The following is an 18570-nucleotide window of genomic DNA, read 5'->3' as shown; positions in this document are numbered from 1 at the left end:
AATTGGATTGGGTGACGGTGCAGAGGACTGCTCCTGCCAGATTAGGCTCCTGCTTGCGCTCTCCTTGTATCTTATCATGGTAGATTAGTCCAAATGTGAAACTTAAAGAAAACTTTAAGTTCGTGCTTGCATACAAGGAAGCGATACATAGAATATCGCACCCGTCTTGCCGTCACTATCCGCTCGAACCGTTCCTCCATGCGCTTGCACGATTTCCCTGCAAATCGCCAGCCCAAGCCCGCTGCCCTCTACTCCCATCTCAGCGCCTGGCCGATCATACCTGTAATTGCGATCGAAGATTTGTTCAAGCTGCTCTGGAGGAATACCCGTACCAGAATCTTGTACGCTAATGTTCGCATAGCGGATATGATCTACCTCGTCAACAGCTAGCGAAATTCGCACCATCCCACCCCTAGAGGTGAACTTCATCGCGTTCGACACCAGATTAAACAATGCCTGCTCCAATCTTTGCGCATCCATCTCTACAACTGGCGAATGAGGTCCTTGATCTTGCACATCGCTGTAATCCAGCATGAAATCTAACCCTGCGTCACGCACTACCAACTCATATTGTTCATAGAACCCACGCAAGAAGTGAATGACATGAACAGACTCCATTCGATACGAGACTTGTCCCGTCTCCAGATGCGACAAGAAGGACAACTCCTCGATCATACGGTTAATCCTTATCGTGTTATCTCGGATATACTTCAGATATTGTTCATTACGTTCCGGCTTGACCCTGTCTTGCACAGCTTCTACATAACCCAGCATGCTGGACAGCGGCATACGCAGATCATGCGTAATATAGGCAAGAAGCTTCTTTCTCCCTTGCTCGGATTGCAGCAACTGGTCATATGAAGATCGAAGATCATCATGAGCAGCGGATAAGGCCTGTGTGCGTTCCTGCACGGTCCGTTCCAAATTCATATTCATTTCAGTCAGCTTGTTGTTCGCGTCCTGCAGTTCACGTGTAATTCTCTCTTCGTTCGATGCCGTCCTCGTAAATCTGGAAGAAAGCAGAACCATCTGAGCGATCGTAAACACCAATAAACCAAGTGGAGAGGTATTGCCGATTCGTGACCATTCGTTGTAATATAAAAAATCGTTGATAACCGTAACTAAAGCGACCATCGACACCAGCAGGAAGATCAGCGCTCCCTCCATACGCCGCATAGCCGATTGGATCAGCCCAACCATTAGATATACCATGTGCAGAACAACAATCACACCAATAATTAGTAGCATTTTTGAATAGATTAGTGCAGGGGTCACGACAACAACTAGACAGAGTATACCGGTTACAATCCGCGTACCGAGACGAAACAAACGTGACACATAATTCGGAAAAATGCAAATAGAGTACATGGTGATGATATAACCACTGCTGCAAAGAATCAGGTACTCGATCTTGAACTGCAATTCCCATGGAAAATCCGGCCATAATTGTGTGAGAAAGAGCTCGCCGACCAGCAAGGAGCGAATACCGAATAACAAGGTGAACAGACCAAAATACAATGGAGCTCTGTCTTTACGTCGCAGTATGAACAACAGCAGATGATAGATGCCAATTACCAGGAGGCTTGCGGTGATGAAAATTTCAGCAGCGATTTTCAGATTTGTCCTTACCGTTAACACATCACTGCCGCCAAGCTCGATATACTTGGTGATGCCACCTCGCACATGATGGAAGTTGGCGACTTGCATAACCAGCTCCACAGTGTCATTCTCGGGCTGGAAGAACACCAGCTTCGTTGCCAGATGCGGTGTCACGCTGCTCTTGTCCTGACCAACCACACCGACTTCTGCCAGCAGCTCGCCATTCACCCATAATTTATACGCATGAAAAATGGTAGGCACCCATAGAGCAAGCCGTTCGTTTCGATCCTGCTCGCTAAGCTGTATGATCACACGAAAGGTTGCAAAACCTGTACCGTTCAGTTGCTGACCATCTAGCCGATAGCCTAACCAGGAGCTCGGGATGCTAATCCAGCGGTCATGATTGCCGTCACTTGCTAATCGATTCTGTATGTCCTCAGGAGACAGCAGTTCTTGCCAGTAGAACGCCCAGTCCCCTTGTAACTTTAGCGGGTTCTCACGAACATGAGCCTGTCTTAAATCCAAAATGCCTTCTTCACTTTGAAACTTAGGGGAGTCCGGTGCAGGGACGATAGCATAGCTTGCAATCAAGCCAACAACAACAGCAGCAGCAATATAAAGGATGATCGTACGAGAACCGAATCGGAGAATCCCCCTCATGATGAAACCGACCCCAATCTACAAAATTCGCTATTATTCTAATCATACAAAATTAAGTAACATTTGCCCAGAAAAGAGTTGAGGGGAAGGCCGGATAAAAAGTTCGCCGGAACGCTGACGTATGCGGTACCGTTTTTCAGGTAACTTCCAACGTGTCGAACGGCTTCGTAATGTCAGTACGATCCACTCTTTCTACAAACAGAAGACACCGTAGAGCGATTTCCATCACTCACGGTGTCTTATTTTTACACAACGATCAGCCTTTACAGCTAATTTTCGTTGAAAATTGTTTTTATATACTTTGAGCTAAGACCAATGGCTTTTAGCTCTTCTTTCATTTCATCTGTATATGCGATTTTTCTGTTAGGGACATATAAAGCCACGCCATTGCGATTTTTATAGCCTGCTGAATTTCTTACTTCGAATGCAAGCGCTTGGGCTGTAGCAGTGATTTCTGATGATTTACCCATGATATCTATAAGATCATATTGATCAAATATCCCTTCGTTTTTGCCTAATAGCTCTGAGTTGCTTGCAAGGTCTGTTAGTGACAAATCAAATTCTGCATTTTCTATAGCCTTAACCAATGATTCCGCCTGTGAAAGCTTCATCATTGACATAGTTGTTGGTATATTAGCTTCAATCCCCGAATGAAGGGTAAAGGAATCTAAAATTAAACGCCCCACTCTTTCCGTGCTAATTTGTGGGTTTCGCTCCATTGCACTAATCCATGTTGTATAATATAACCCTCCCGCGGGGGTTGAATCTTCAGAAGCTATGAGATATTTGCCATTATGTCTAAGGGCATAGGCTGTTTCAACTGTGCCCATAAGACACGCATCAAAGACGATTAAGTCGAAATACATATCTGATGCATCGATTGCTTCCGAAAGCTCCGAAACTTTCATCGTTTTTCGTCCGTTTAGCTCGTCTGCACCGAATCCACCCATTGTACCATACCCATGATCCCATAAAATCAGTATATAACGCTCATTTGGTGCAACACTTTTGCCCCAAACAAGAAAATCTCTTAGTGTTTTAGGGTCTGATGCGGCGGTTTGGATGAGGCTCTCGTGCTTTTCAAGTTGTCCATCGCTAATTTCAAAGCGTTCTGATGCTCCAGCAGTCATATATTCGTTGTGATATTTGAGCGTTCCACCTGTTTGAATCAGGATTTTCGTATTTTGGTTTGGCTGACCGCGAAAAATCTCTTCCAAATCCTTTGTTAGCCGACCTTGTTGTGATTCAAGGTCAGAACCAACGGCATATATTAAAATCGTCGATGATTCAATTTTTTTATCCTGCTCCCAAAGTGATCTTGCCTCGTTTAAACTTTGCGTTGTGAAAACATCTGTTTCACGAAGAATTTGACCTAGTGTTGCAATTTGGTTTTTGGGTCTTGTGTTTAAAACATAGCTGCTTATTTTTGCAAGAGTTCCCCGATTGAACTCGACTTCTTTTGTAAGATCTATTCCTAGAACCATTGAGGCGAAAGGAACTGCGGATTCATATGTAAAGTCACCCTTTGTTTCTGAATATCCCAAAACCCTTAAAATCATTGCACAATATTGGTTTAGAGAGGTTTGTTGGTTGCCGCCAAAACGATGTTCATTCATTCCGTTAACTATACCATTTGTATAGGCAAACGACACATAGGGACTTTCCCAGCCAGTATCATGAAATGGATCTTTGTAGGTATTTTTCAAAATCTCTTCTTCCTTCCCCCACAGACGAAGCATCATCACAAGGGCTTCTGCTCTGGTAGGCACCCTCGAAAGCTCATATCCATTCCCCGTTCCATTGAATAATCCCAAGTGGTTAAGCGCTTCTGCATAGCTTGAGTTTTGTGCTGAGTTTTGTGCCGCTGCTGATGGAGTTATTGCCAGAAGAAAGATTAAAAAAATGATTACAGTTCGGATGTTTTTCATCAAAATCCGACCTTTCCATTTGAAAATTTCCTTATTAAACTGTAAAACATACGGTTTGACGCTCACATTGTAATCGTGAATCAATGCCGCAACTTCATCAAAAGTGCACAGAAAAAACCAAACTGACAAAGAAAAACTCTAAGTCAGCTTGGTTTTTATTAAGTTTTATCCCAACTCTTTAAACCTTTGGAGCATAGTTGCAACTTCTGCTCTGGTTGCAAGGCCAGAAGGGTTTAGAGTCAAATCAGAGTTGCCCTTCATAATGCCCTTTGACACAGCCCAAGTAATGGACTCTTTGGCAAAGTCTGAAATTTTATTTGCATCTTTGAAGCTCAGGTTTGAACTTTCGGTATGAAGGTCAAACCCTTTACCCTTTGCGTATCTATAGAGCATAACAGCAATTTGCTCACGAGTGATGGCATCATTGGGAGCAAATATACCCTTACCCTTACCGTTAACAATTTTGCTTTCGTTTGCCCAAATAATAGCATCAGAATACCAATGACCGCTTTGAACGTCAGAGAACACATCTGCAAATTCGACATTTGGTTGATTTTCCATACGATATAATACAGTAGCAAGCATGGCACGGCTCATTTTCCCATAGGGTGAAAACTCTGTTTCAGAGGTTCCCGTGAATAGCCCCTGGTTATAAGCATACCTTACAGAAAAGTAGAACCAATCGTCATGCGCTATATCTGTAAAGGGAGTTATTCTCGCAAATGTAACAACAACAGTGGTATCACGGCTAACCTCTGGAATGGTGTAAATGTCACGGCCTATAAACTTTTCACCGTTGATCATAATATATTCGGTTTCAAACCCTTCATCGGGAATCATTCTGATGGTTGCAGAGGTTGTTGCACGAATCGTTTGAGCTTCAAAGCCATCGGCAATTTTGCCATTCCCGCCTTCAACAGAAGCTCTAACAGAATAGTAAAGATCAACTGGAGCGTTACTGCCCGAGTCAGTCCAACGTTTCGGACCGATAATTTTTGAATTCTCAAAATTGGAAAAGCCAATGCTAAGCTTCTCGATTGCTTCTGAGATTTCCGAAGCCAGGGCATCTTCTTTATCGAAAACAGCCTCAGCCTCGGCAATAGCATCCCTAAAATGTTGAGCGGATTTTGTTGAATACCAGTAATTCGGGCTATATATGGTTTTGGGATTATCCGCGATAATAACTGAAGCAAGATAAGATTTTGCAGCAACAATGTCTTCATATAGTGAAGACTTAGAGCCTTCCTTGATTCCAGTGCCAACAATGATTTGCACATCTTCAAACGGTTCAATATATCGCTGTGTCGCATCTTTGTTGGTTACAATGAAGCTGCCTAAAGAAAAGCTGAACGTTCCATTGTTTTTAGCTTGGAAAACAGCAGTTCCAATATTTTTAAGCATTGAATCATCTTTTCCGCCTGCGGTCATATCAAGATAGATATAGTTGATGACACCATCGGAATATTTCATTGCTATGTCCTTTTCCATATGAACACTGGTGTTTTTCAGAACATAAGAATCAAACTGCAGCTTTCCTTGAAGGCCGTATACGGGCGCTCTTCCAGCGCCCGTATAGGAAAGACTTAGTTTCACAAAAATTTCTTCTCCAACTTCAAATGATGATCTTGAGGAGCCAGAGCTGTCAGTTACGGTGATGTTTACATGATAACCAAGGTCTGCGGCATCATTTGCGCTGTACGCATAGGATGGTAATACAGCCACTAGAAGAATCATGCAAACAATACTTTTCAAATATTTTATCATCTTCCAAGTGCCTCCATTAGTGTGAGTTGCGCATCAGTAATGTCAACAATGCCGTCACCATTTTTATCAGATCTCATCCAGTTTTCTGAAGAACTGTAGCCGTTGTAGACATTATTTAATAGAGCATCGATTGTCGCTAAAACGTCTACTCTATCCACAGCCCCACTACCATTGGTGTCTCCACGAAGAAGAATCGGAGATTTCACCGTTGGTTCAAAAGCAAGGTTGGCTGTTAATTGCTCACCTGTGACAAGTTCCCTTGAAGAACCAATATAGGCTTTCTTAAGGTTGTCATATAGAAGAGTTTGTTGGTTTCCTCCAATCACAACCGTTGCCTTGCCCATGTCTATTTCAGTGTATATGGCGTACAACGAGAACCCTTGTGTTTGGCGAACTTCATAACGATAACCTAGATCTTTTACACTAATTTTGATAACATCTGACAATTCTTTATAGACAGCTTCCCCATTTGGACCTTCAAAAGCAGTAAGTCTATAGCTAACTTTGATGGCAGTTTCTCCGGGAGCTAACGCTTCAATTGTCCCATCTTGTGAAAGGCTGATCATGTTCTGATTATAAAGAACGTGCCACACAACGTCTTCTGGTTCTAGAACGGTGTCGCCAGCGGTGCGCAGAGCCTTAACAGAAAGCGATGTTTTCCCGCCTATGCCAAGTTCGATGTAGTCAGGTTGATCATCAGAGCTTTCAAGATCAGAAATGAGTTTAATGCTTTCAAACTCTGACAAAGCGCGATTCACAAGATAAACTTGAACAACCGTTTCGTTTCCAGCCCCATCAACCGCCTTAAGAAGCAAGGTTTGGTCTGGGTCTTGGCTTGAGGTCTTACGATTGACAACGAATGTTCCGTCTGGATGAATAACAATTCCGTCTGAACTGCCGTCTAAAGTTAATGATGCGGATGGTTCTGTTAGACCATGGAAGCTATACCTTGAATTTGCGCCAACAAAAACAACTTGATTGCTGACGGTGTTTTCAACGTTTTCCTCGTCAAGGCTTGTTTGAACATCTTCGCGAAGGAGTAACGTCGGTGCTTGGGTATCAACCGAAAACCCGATTGCACCTGATGACCTGCTGCCTTGAATGGTGTCACGGTTTTCACCAACCGCTATAAAGTCAAGCAAATGCTGGCCGTCTTCAAGTATTTCTTCAAATGACCAAACCGTCTTAAACTCCTGAGGCGTGTTTTTATCTTCCGTGTTTAGGTTCAATGTCATTTGAACAGGTCTGTCGAAGGTGTAAGTTGCCTCTAATTTGTCAGTATTTAAATAATAGCGTTCTTTTGATCGGTCAATGTTTGTTTCAACGCTAACAAGCTGAGGTTTGTCCATTGAAGGCATAACAAAGCTTTGCGATGATGCAAATTCGGTTGAACGATAATATTCCGTATGATTAAGAGGAGACTCTACAATTCTAACAGCCTGCGCTTTAACAACATAAGTCTTGCCTTCCTCTAGTAGAGGTCGGTTCGTCTGGTCTTCTAATGGTTTTAGAATGATGTCACTGCCAACTTTAAATTGACCAAAGGAATTTTCAACCTCAACACCATCTTCATCTTGGATTGCCACGAAATAGTGCGTTGTCGTTTCGTCACTTCCAGTGATATCCACTTTTACATAGCCGTTACCACTGTAAACCGCAGAAACAGATTGTGGTTTTTCAGGAAGCAATGGATTTGTGAAAGCGAATGTTGAAGACGTGATTTTCTTACTCATTCCACCTTGATGATTAACTAGCATAGCTACAACATAATATTCCCCTTGAGGGAAGGACTCAGGAAGTGTGAACATATGAGAACCTGATTCAATTTCATCTAACTCCAGGTTGCCGATACTAATTAATGATGAAGTGTCTTGCATGTTACTTGATTCAATGGTTTGCATAATGGACGGGTCTTTTGTGACATAGACATTAAGTGCACCTGAATATTCGCTTTGCCCATCAGTTGTCCAAGAAACGTTAATATCACGACTTGAATCCTCGTTATTTGAAGCACTTATTCCTGTAAGCTCTGGCATATTGTCAACACTGTTTACTTCAAAGTTGTCGATATAGACATCAGGTGTTGTAATTGATATGGACCAGTTGCCAGCAACAATAAGAGTTGGGTCGGTGACAGTAATGTACAAATAATTTTTGCCATCTAAAGATTGAACAAGAAAGTTTCCGTTACCTTCATTATCGTCTTCAACCATTGCCAATTGCTTGCCGTCTGGATTGGTGACAATGATTTCTGATGCAGAAGGTTTCACATATCCACGAAGTGGAATTTCAAAGAGTAGCGCATCTTTCGTTGCTGGACTAACCTCTTTTGTAACGCCATTTCCGGCTCGAGTTTTAGCCATTGCCTTTGTAGTGAGTCTTCTCATATTCGTTCCATATAACGTGGTGGTTGGCACGAGATTACCGTTCTCGTCTAGCGCTTCTGAGTGGACATAGTGAACGGCCTTTCCTCTTGAAGATAGGTCGATTGAGCCGCCAAAGCTTAGATCACCATTCCAGTAATAGATAAAGCCAAGCTTAATCCCAATGACTTTAAAGTTTGCACCAACAAAGTCAGATGAAACAGCTGCCTCAACGCCTCCAATTTCCTTGCCCCCCACAAATGGGATGGAGTCTGGAATGAACAGTCCTGCGTAAACATAACCATAAAAATAATCTTCCGTAATTTTTATCGTTATACCACCACGAATGGCTCCAGCGTGAATGCTGATATTGCCATAGGCATTTAGCTGAAAAGGCGATATCCATTGAACATTCATTCCCGCTTGAAGATTAAAAAGTCTTCCTTCGTCGTCTCCATTTAACCGGCCAGCACCTTCAATTGCAAGACCGGATAGTTTGGCGTCCAGCTTAAAGTCACCTACAATAATTGCATTAATTAAAAGCCTAGTTTGAAGATGGATGGTAAGTGGTGGAAGTTCGCCTGCTGGCTCTCCAGCAATGGTGTCTGCAAGATTTGAAATGCCTCCGCCAAGCCCTGTGATAAAGACATACGGTGCAACCACTGGTACTATCATTGTACCACCTACAGGATCTGAAGGATCTACAGCTAAAAAGAAGGTGATCTCGTCCAGCATCATTTTGGGAACATCGTTAATACGAACCTTTTTCAGTGCCAATGACCCTTCTACTTCCAGCATGGTTATCGAAACACCGGCTTCAATCTTATAAATATCTTCAATGGTGTTAATTGTTACTTCGGCTTTGGCACCGATCTCGTTCCCTACTAAAGGACCTAATATATCTGCAGGCAGCTCAACAGATAGCGTTGTGTTAACGCCGCGAAAACCGATCTCGTCGCCGTCACTTCCATAGAGAACATCTTGAACATCTGCAGTTAGTGAGCCATCCTCTTTCTCTTCCTCTTTCTCTTCCTCTTTCTCTTCCTCTTTCTCTCCCTTCGACTTGTCAGCAGCTTTCAAAGGCAGTGAAATCCTTCCGCCAAAGCTAATTCCGAAATCATCATCGTCTTGGGTCATAACACCATATTTAATATTGATCATAAAACCTGCAATATTTTGCAGCATCTGTCCGGCATCCCCAAGCTGAAGCTCAAGTGCATGAGCATCCTCCTCGGAAACAGCCTCCCGATCCAGACTGTATTTCACTCCATTATTAGCTTCAAAATACCACTTATTATGCCAAATATTGATGGAGTTGATCACTTTGATTGTGCCATCACCTTCTAGCTTTGCACCATTGTTGTCAACTGTCATCTTAAGGGCTTCGTTGCTGTCATAAGCCAAGATGTTGTTGATGGTAATGTCGCCATCGGCTCTGCTAGCAGAATAATATTTTTCCGTACCTGTATCCATAAGCCTGATTTTCCCACGCAGTGTCAACAGAATTTCTGTGTTATCTTCTTCAAATGCTATGCCTTTGTGAAGAATGCCATCTCTTTTAACGCCGCCAGATACAAATTTTTTCATGACATCTTCGTTTGCAAAACTAATATAGTCATACAACTGTCTGTTGTTTGCAGCGTTTGTAAATCGAATTAGCGAAACAATACCGTAACTTGCACTTTTATCCGCTATATGATTTGTCACATCGAGTGTAGCCGTTGCTTTCATTTTCGAACCAAAGGCGTCGATTAGCTGTTGATTTGTAAATCTAAATTCAATATCGTATTTTCCAACCGTCAAATTCTCGTTAGTTGAAAACGCAAGCGTTTTACCGTTTTCTAAAAAACTTATTTTTCTTTTGTCAATCAAAACAGTCTCGCCGCTTGCTGATGAAACAAGATAAAGACTCCATCCATCAATACCAGCAATGGCTTGCTCCAACACTTCCATATCACCAGAAACGGTGAGATTTTTGTCTCCTTCATAATAAACTGCCGCTGGGAATATATGCTTCATTGAAACTTCCGGAAGCTTTCCTTTAACTGCAGGAATCAAAATGTTTGTATTTGCGCTATAATCAACCGTTTTATGTGTGCTAGAATCAATTATTTCGTTTGCGTTTACCGAAACGACCAAACGCTTTGATGTGATCATAGACTGAGTCTCTGCGATAATCTCAACATCTGGAATATCAAACACCGTTCCAATGTTAAGACCGCCCGAAATTTTCACCGTGTATTCTCGTGTGTTCGTTGCTGCAAAAACAAGTCCCTCATCGAGGCTAAGCTTCACAATTGGTTCTATGAGCTCTCTTGCCCCGGAGACACTGTTGTCAATGGTTACCGTTGCTTTAAAAACACCATTGTTTTCATATGCTTTTTTGTCACCAGTCAGTAAAACATCATCTGTTTGGATCCCTATTGAAACATGCTCCTTTTGTGTTTGATCAGAAAAGTTACCGATCCCATAGAGCATTTCAGAAATTCTGACTTGACCTGGCTCAATTGATTTTTCGCTCCAATAATAAGCAGTTGCAGTGTCAGGAACTAAATATTTGTTTGAATAGTTGGTAAAGTCAACGTTAGGGTTGGGTGTATAATCGTATCTTGTGTTTGCAAGATTAACCCAGTGACCAACAATCACTTTATCTACGTTTACGTTTTTGTTGCCGCTCCAGCCGGACAAAAGGGCATAAGCCATTTTGTCCGAAGCTGAAAGAGAATCCACATATCTAATTTGTTGCGGAAGGTTGTCGCCGCTATATTCGGTTTCCACGATTGTCGGTTGTGTTGGGTCAACCAAAACATGAGGTGAATCAAGTTCTGAACCAAGCGCATTGTCTAGAAGAAGACGAATACCCACTGTTCCGGCTGTGGCATTGTTATTCTTCACATCATATGAAATACCAATGTTTCCAGCCATCGAGTTGTTAGGGTCAATAGAAATGGACACCTTTTGTGTGATGGTATAGCCCTTGATGTCCCAGGCAACTGTTAAAAGTCTGTTTTGCTCTGAAACGACAGGTTCATGAAGCTTGGTATCTATTCCAAACCAGCCATATTCCTGACCGAAAATATAATCTTTTCCGTCGATACGAACGGTTGTGAATGATGTTCCATTGCTCCTTGCCGCATCCTCCCTATAAAGCAGCGGAAGGTTGTTGTCGAAAGCTTTTTGCGGGTGACCGTCAATGGTTTCGATTGAAAAACCACCCGTTCTTGGATTTATAGAATATTTCATAAATTCGTTCGCAATTGAATAATTCGCACTACTAGCGTCTGCACGATCTGGGAAACTGGCAACCGTGAATAGCATGGCTAGAACAAGGGTTGCAGCTATGCTGCGTCTTACTATTCTATAGATCGTCATTGCCTACTTCCCTCCTTGATTGGATACATATACAGAAATGTTGAAATAGTCGCGTTTATCCGTTTGGATATATACGGTATACCAACCCTCTGACACATTATCCATTGTATAAACTCCGTTTTTCTCCCGAAGGACAGTTCCTTTTGTTTTCATTTGACCTTGTGTTAAAATACCTTTCTCATAACGTGCATATGAGATCCCGGAAAAGTTTTTCAATGAAATCTCAACTTTGTTTCCAAGAACGGTTGCAACGTTTGTGCTGTCTGGCATAACTCCGTTAACAAGGGCTATTGTGTCATAAAGACCCACAAGGCGCACGGTTCGACGAATGGTTGTTTGATTTCCTGCATCATCTCTTACTGTATAGTCGATATAATAAGGATTAGAGCGATTAAATTCATTTGCCGAGAAGTTGTCAGGATTAAATACTCGCCCGCCTGCACCATAGCTTATGGTGACTCGGTTTGTGAGGTCAACCTTTTGACCTGCAACCATATCCCATGCTTCAAAGTCGAGCAACTTTGACTTGTCATAGGCAATAGAGGCATCTTTTGCAGGCGTCATTCCTTCGATGAAGATGAGCTCCTCGCCATTATTAAGTTTTAGCACAGGAGGTGTTTTGTCGATTACACCAACGTTGACACCATATGAGGTAGATTCCCCGGTTCTTCCTTGAAGGTTAAAATGATAAAGTCCATTTTCTCTATAGTTCATTGACTTGTCTAGTTCCCAAACGTCGTTTCCTCCAACGAACTTGGCATCTTTGTCAGTAATTACAGTGACATTGACATCTTGATTTGTTGTTGGATTTTTATCGATTCCGACAACATAACCTTCTTCTTTTCCAGATGTGTCAACTCCAACATTAATCTTGTTTTGATGATCCTTCTCCACCCACTGACCAGCCTGGTTTTTCTCAAGATATTTATAGGTCCAACGAACTTCTTTAACCTTGGGTGCTCCGACTTCAATTCCTTCAATCGTTAGCAGAATTTTTTGTGTTAGTCCTGTTTTGTCTCTAACTCGAAAGACGTGCTCCCCATTCGTCTTAACGTTGATAACTGCCTCTTTAGTAGACACTACATCACCGTTTTCATTCGTCACCTCAGTTAAAAGCGCATAATCATATCCACGATAAGAAACGGTAAGATCTGTCATCTTTCTAAGAATGTCCAGCGGAACGCCGTCACTATCACGGATTTGGTCAAATGTTACATTAACGCTCAGCTTATCTTCTGCTAATGTTGCAATTGCGCTAATCTGAGGCGGTGTGGACACAATATTTGAAATGGTAATAACCTCATGACCTTCGTTACCATAGTCGTCAACAAAGAACATCGTTACCGTACCATTCTTTCTAAAGCGAACAGCTTTGGTGCCAGGGATATATACGATATCGTTGGCAGTTAGGCTTCCGGTCAGTTCTACACCGGTGACTGTAATGGTTTTGATATCTTTGCTGAACTGTGTCAACTCCACATTCACGCTTTGTGTAGTAATTGCGGTTGGAAGTGCGCTGTAAGTCCTTCCGGTTGCAATTGGCGCCTCTTTGTTAATGTTGGAAACTGTGATTGGAGTCGTCCACTCGTTTCCTGCGTAGTCATAGGCTGTCACATAATAAATGCCCGAGCTGTCAAGCTCAACGACATATTCATTTTCAAGCGGCTCACCTATGAATGGATAAACCACATCGCCCTTTTTAACCTCCGCAAATGCTATTTCACCTGAATCATCCGATAAAGTGATCGTTGCAAAAATATTTTGATTTGTCTTGGAAGTGTTTGATAACACATAGGATGTTTGACCAATTGTATTGTCAAAATGGTCATACCTAACCGTATGCGAACCTGTGTTTCCCGACTCATCTCTAAACTCAAATGTGAATGTGTTAACCTCTTGAGTTAAAGTCCTTGAAAGTGCGGCGTTATTGTTTATCATAGAAAGCGTTTTTTCGCCACCGATAAACGTGAGCGTTGCCATAACCTTTCTATAGGCTTTTCCTTCTTCGATTGGAACCCAATTTCCAAGATAGTTCTCGTAGGCGTATTCAACCGTGTAGTGTCTGCCTTCTGTAATTGGCGTTTTATCAATATTTGAAACTGTAACTGGCACGATTGTTTCTATTCCTGCTTTGTTTGTCACTTTGAAATATACCGTTGCATTTTGCTCGAATGTTTCGGTGTGCGAAACAATGGAGTCAATTGGGCTATAGCTTGTGCCGTCATACGAACGTTCAAGCTTCAAAATTCCGCTTTCCGGGTCGGATATAGCAAGTGTTGCGTTAACATTTTGGTTGGTTGACTCTGTGATCGAATAGTTCACATTGGCAACAGGCGCAGTTTCGTCAACGACTGAGATTGCAACATATTCAGCTTCCATCCGATCGGCTTCCATTCCTTCTGTTGTGTAGGCCTCGAAATAAGCAGATTTTGATGTTTGGCCATCTCTTAGCGCTTCAAAAACAAGCTTTGAATAAGCTGGACCATATGTAGCAGCCGTAACAGTTCTTCCTTCTCCGCCTTCTGCTCCTTCTCCCTCTGTAAAGGAAGGATCAAGAACACTTAGCTCTGTATTTAGCTCTAATCCAGACAACACTGCATTTTCAACAAAGAAATATTGTCCAGAATAATTTGGGTTGGGAACGACAACATAGTAAAGCTTATCGTTTTGGGTATAGGATATAAACCCTCCGTTTTGGATGGTTTGTCCATTTTTCTCTACATACCCCGTAATGTCAAATCCTGCAACAAATTCAACATCAGGTGTGAATTCTAAAACACGATCCCTTCCGACCTCGTCCTGAATATAGAGGCTGATTTTATTGTTGTTTTGAATCACAACATCATAGTTCATCACATAGTTAGCGGATGTTGTTAAAAGTCCGGTATAAAGAAGGTTCGACATTGCCATTGCCCCTACAGCATCACCTTGGGCAGGCGCGTTAGGCATTACGGTTACTGGAACGTTGAATGTAACGGTAACCGTTGAGGTCGTTTTTGTTGTTGCAGGGTTTGCGCTAACACTTACAATGGATGCTTCCGCGTCAACCAGGTCCAGTTTGGCGTCATAGAATAATTTCTCCGTCACATTGCCTGCTGAGTCAATGGCTTTAATCCCAATGGCATAGCTTCCACTAAGCCCTTTCAAGTCAATCGTATAGGTTTTCTGTTTGTTTCCTTCGCCATTAACGATTACCGGACTACTTTGCATTGCCACGGATTGACTTGTATTAAACAATGCATAGTCAGCTTCTGTTAGAATATGGTCTTCTGTTGGTTTTTTAATAAGTGCGAATGAAACGGTTGTGTCATTCTTGTCAGAAACATCAACTGTAATCAGACCATCTTGTCTTGCTCCATTTGTTACGATGTCACTTGACGCAATCGCAGATGGAGCTGCTTTGTCAATGTTTGAAACGGTAATAGGGACAAGAACACTATTTCCAAGCTCGTCAGCTAGTGTTAGATTTGTTGTTATGTTTTCGTTAATCGTGACGGTGAATGCACCGTTTGTATAGGGAGAAACCGTGATTTTGCCCCCATCTTCTGGCGCAACTGTCAGTTTACTAATTCCCGTGCCCACATCATTTGCTACTATTGTTGCTGTCACTGGTGCGTTTGTTGGCTGGATTGTGCTATAGTCCGGCAATTCAAAGGTTGGTGCCTTACTGTCGTATAAAATCTGGATAGATGTTGCGTCCGATAAAAACTCTGGTCTTACGCCATCTGGATTTATTATTCCAAACTGAAAATAAAGGGTGTTAACACCTTCTTGTAGTGCAATAGGGGTGTCAAGTGAAAATTGATAATATCCCCCACTCCAATTAATGGCTGAAAATTCTGGTACGATAACATAATTCTCAATTGGCGCGCCATCAGTCGTTGCATAATATACCGGTTTTTGATTTTTCATTGGACTATCAAGAGTATACGATTGATGAGCTTCTCTTAAAATAGCAGAAATTCTATATGAACCATCATTTGTCGCCCCTATTCCATTTATAGTCTTTGGTTGAGAATGTTGGAATTTCTCTAGCCTAGGCTGGTATGTCCTCATTCCAAAGTATGGGGAAATTTTCTTGCTTTCTCTTCCATGAATATCTGTCGTCACAACAACAATACTGTACGCCCCATTGAAAATTCCTGACATCGTCAAAGTTTGATCAACTTCTGAAATATTTTCACTGTTTTTTGTCAGTGTCAGTGGATAGTTTGGTTCTCCAGATCTTCTTTCGTCTACTTCTGCTCTAGATAGATAGTAATATGCGCTTGCAATTCCACTTGTATCTGTCACTTTAACTTTAAACTGTTGTATGGACTTAAAATACTGTATCTGATCTCCAACGATAAAGCTAATCTCCGGGGCATAGTTGTCATAAATGTATTCTCGTGAAAATTCGGCAGTGTTGCCAGACTGTTTATCTGTAACTCTATATTCAAGAATATATCTTCCATTCATTAAATCGATTTGAACTTTTCCAACATCATGGCTCGATTCATATACGCTAAAGTTTTGTACAAGGCTTTGATCATTGCTCGGATGAGAAATCCATCTATAACTTGTTTCAATGTTTGGATCGCTTATGTCGAAACTGATGTTGAACCGTGGCTTTGGAAGACTGGAATCCTCCGTAATGAGTGTGTCGACAACATCCCCATTGAAAATCTTCACAGGTCTTTTATAATACCTGGACACTTGCTCGTCTCTTGAATCGTTTCCAAGGGAGTCTACTGTGAAATAATAGAGAGTTCCGTCAAAGTTCTCACCTTTTGGAATGGATATCATAGCAGTTGAGCTATCGCCTTCTGAGTCTACATATGCCCACATCCCTTGAGTTGAAGCCATTTCTCCTGATACAGGTTCAATTTGATCGATTGGAGTGTCAGGTGGCGTCGCAGTTCCGCTTATAAACGTATAATAAGTCCTTGACCAGCCGTTAGAGCTTTGTTGAAGGTCGTTCATTTCAAAACGATAGTCATTTCTTTTGCGAAGCTGCGCATCTTGCGGATGTACAGTTTCGTGAATGGTCACTCGTGGAGCCTGGTTATCAAGTTTAATATTTTCAATTTCTGTATATCCGGCATCGCCTAGTGGATTGTCAGCTTTATCCCATCCGTACAATCGAAGCTTAAACTCACCTTCCGTCAGATCAACTGGACGTAGGTTTATACTAACCCCTTTTAATACTTGCGTACTAATAGGTGCTGTAACTCTAGCTGCAGTTCCCGTACCGTCAAAGTTTGTTATTCTTGTCATTGCCGTTTCATAGGAATCATTGGTTTTCTTGTACAGCTCATATTTAAAATAATTTTGATTATTAATGGTGTGGGCGACATTTCCGTCTGGATAGAGCGTTTCGCTTGAAACCATATAAAATTCATGCATCTTTTTGATGTTGTTTTGAATTGAATTTTGTCCTGTTAGATCCAGTCCATTTTCATCGGTCACTCTTATGGTTGGTGTTTTTGTGTCAACTTTGTGAGTTGAAAAATAAAAACTTTGTGATGTTGTTGATTCTGGCGTTGGATTTTCCAAATGATAGGACTGAGCTTGACCATTTTTCGTTAAATAGGTAGATACGTTATCAAGCTGAAGCCTTATACCCTCGCCATCAATTTCACTAACATCCAGCGGCACTTTTCCAGTAAACTGAAGTGTCCCGCTTGGTGTACCATCCCATGCCGGGAGCTTCGTCATAGTAAGGTTAGCAAGCGGTGTTTCAGTGCTATTTCCAAGATATAATACAGGTGTTGCTTGGAAGTTTGTTGTGAGCTCCGTTTTTTCTTCTTTCGTCATGTTTTTTTTATGAAGTGAAACCACGTCAACTGTAATATTAACATCTGTAAATTTTCGATTTAGATATCGATTGTCAGTGCCATGCGAAAAGGTAGCCGTTTGTGTAATATTTGGGTTACCGAGGTCATATATACTTCGATAAAAAGTATAGGTTACATCTTTATAATAGTAATCCTGTTGCCCAATTTTTGTTGTTAAATAGGTTTTAGCTCCGGGATTTCCTGAAGCTGTGTGGGCAAAAGTCCCTCCAAGACTTTCAGCATTTGTAGACTGAGCAAGAAGCGCCACCCTATAAGTTAAGGTAATCTCTGCTTTGTCCTGTGCAACCATTGCATCATGAAGTTTTTTACGGTCAATATCCAACTTGAAGTTCTGTGTTTTTGTTGGTTCTTGAAATGTTAACCAATCTTGGCCTACAGAGTCATCCGAAAGTGTAGGACTAGTTATAATAGGAGCATCTTCATATTGCATAATGTCATAGTGACCGTATTGATCCCTGACCATTTTGTCCCACTCTACACGTTCAGAGCCTGATGAAGCAGGATCAAGATAGAATTCTCCCCCACGCGTATCAACGTCGCCTAAACTTGTAAATTTTCTTTGTGTTACGTCAGAAATATCACGATAAAGTCTGCCAAGGTCTTTTGTCCATGAGTGTATTGGAATGGTCTTCGCCTGTGTTGGATTTAATGTCCCATCATGATAAGGAAGCCACAGAACCACAGATTCACCGTACCAGTCATCACTGCCCACCAGCCAAAAAACGAATTCATTCATTCTCCATGGTGGAATATTTTTCATTTTAAATGGGTATTGGGCAAAAGAACCAGGCTCAAAGTCGTCGCCAGGTCCGTCAATATTCGCTACATGGTCAGAGTATACTCCTGGTTCATAGGTACTAACGCCCATATAAATTTCATCATCTGTTCCGTTTCCTCCTGTTTTCACACCGAACACATAGTTGTACTCTGTGTCTACATTCGCATAAACGGGTGCTACTGAGGTTAAAAGCGTGAGTGCTAGTATCAAGCTTAAAATCTTCTTCATAAAATACCTCCTCGTATAATCGTGCTTGTTTTCGTTTTTCC

General features: G+C 41.8%; 5 protein-coding genes. All 5 read right to left on the bottom strand.

Annotation, left to right across the window (positions count from 1 at the left end; translation table 11 throughout):
• Positions 1-114: 114 nt before the first annotated feature.
• The 5 genes from ACFQ2I_RS16020 to ACFQ2I_RS16000 all read right to left on the bottom strand — a co-directional run bounded on the left by ACFQ2I_RS16020 (position 115) and on the right by ACFQ2I_RS16000 (position 18529).
• Positions 115-2259, bottom strand: a complete 2145-nt coding sequence (locus tag ACFQ2I_RS16020) for an ATP-binding protein (RefSeq protein ID WP_377565822.1) — start codon at positions 2257-2259, stop codon at positions 115-117.
• 269 nt (positions 2260-2528) lie between these two features.
• On the bottom strand, positions 2529-4316 hold the full coding sequence (locus tag ACFQ2I_RS16015) for a clostripain-related cysteine peptidase (protein ID WP_377565820.1): 1788 nt from the start codon (positions 4314-4316) through the stop codon (positions 2529-2531).
• A 36-nt stretch (positions 4317-4352) separates the two neighbouring features.
• On the bottom strand, positions 4353-5951 hold the full coding sequence (locus ACFQ2I_RS16010) for an S-layer homology domain-containing protein (protein WP_377565818.1): 1599 nt from the start codon (positions 5949-5951) through the stop codon (positions 4353-4355).
• Positions 5948-11686, bottom strand: coding sequence for a dockerin type I domain-containing protein (locus ACFQ2I_RS16005; RefSeq protein ID WP_377565816.1), 5739 nt, complete (start codon positions 11684-11686; stop codon positions 5948-5950). The genes ACFQ2I_RS16010 and ACFQ2I_RS16005 overlap by 4 nt, the downstream gene beginning before the upstream one ends.
• Before the next feature lie 3 nt (positions 11687-11689).
• Positions 11690-18529 (bottom strand): hypothetical protein, encoded by a 6840-nt coding sequence (locus tag ACFQ2I_RS16000; RefSeq protein ID WP_377565814.1) that lies wholly within the window; start codon positions 18527-18529, stop codon positions 11690-11692.
• Positions 18530-18570: the final 41 nt, after the last annotated feature.

Source organism: Paenibacillus chungangensis, assembly GCF_042675905.1.
GTDB classification, from domain to species: Bacteria; Bacillota; Bacilli; order Paenibacillales; family Paenibacillaceae; genus Pristimantibacillus; species Pristimantibacillus chungangensis.
This window is presented reverse-complemented; position numbering and strand designations above follow the sequence as displayed.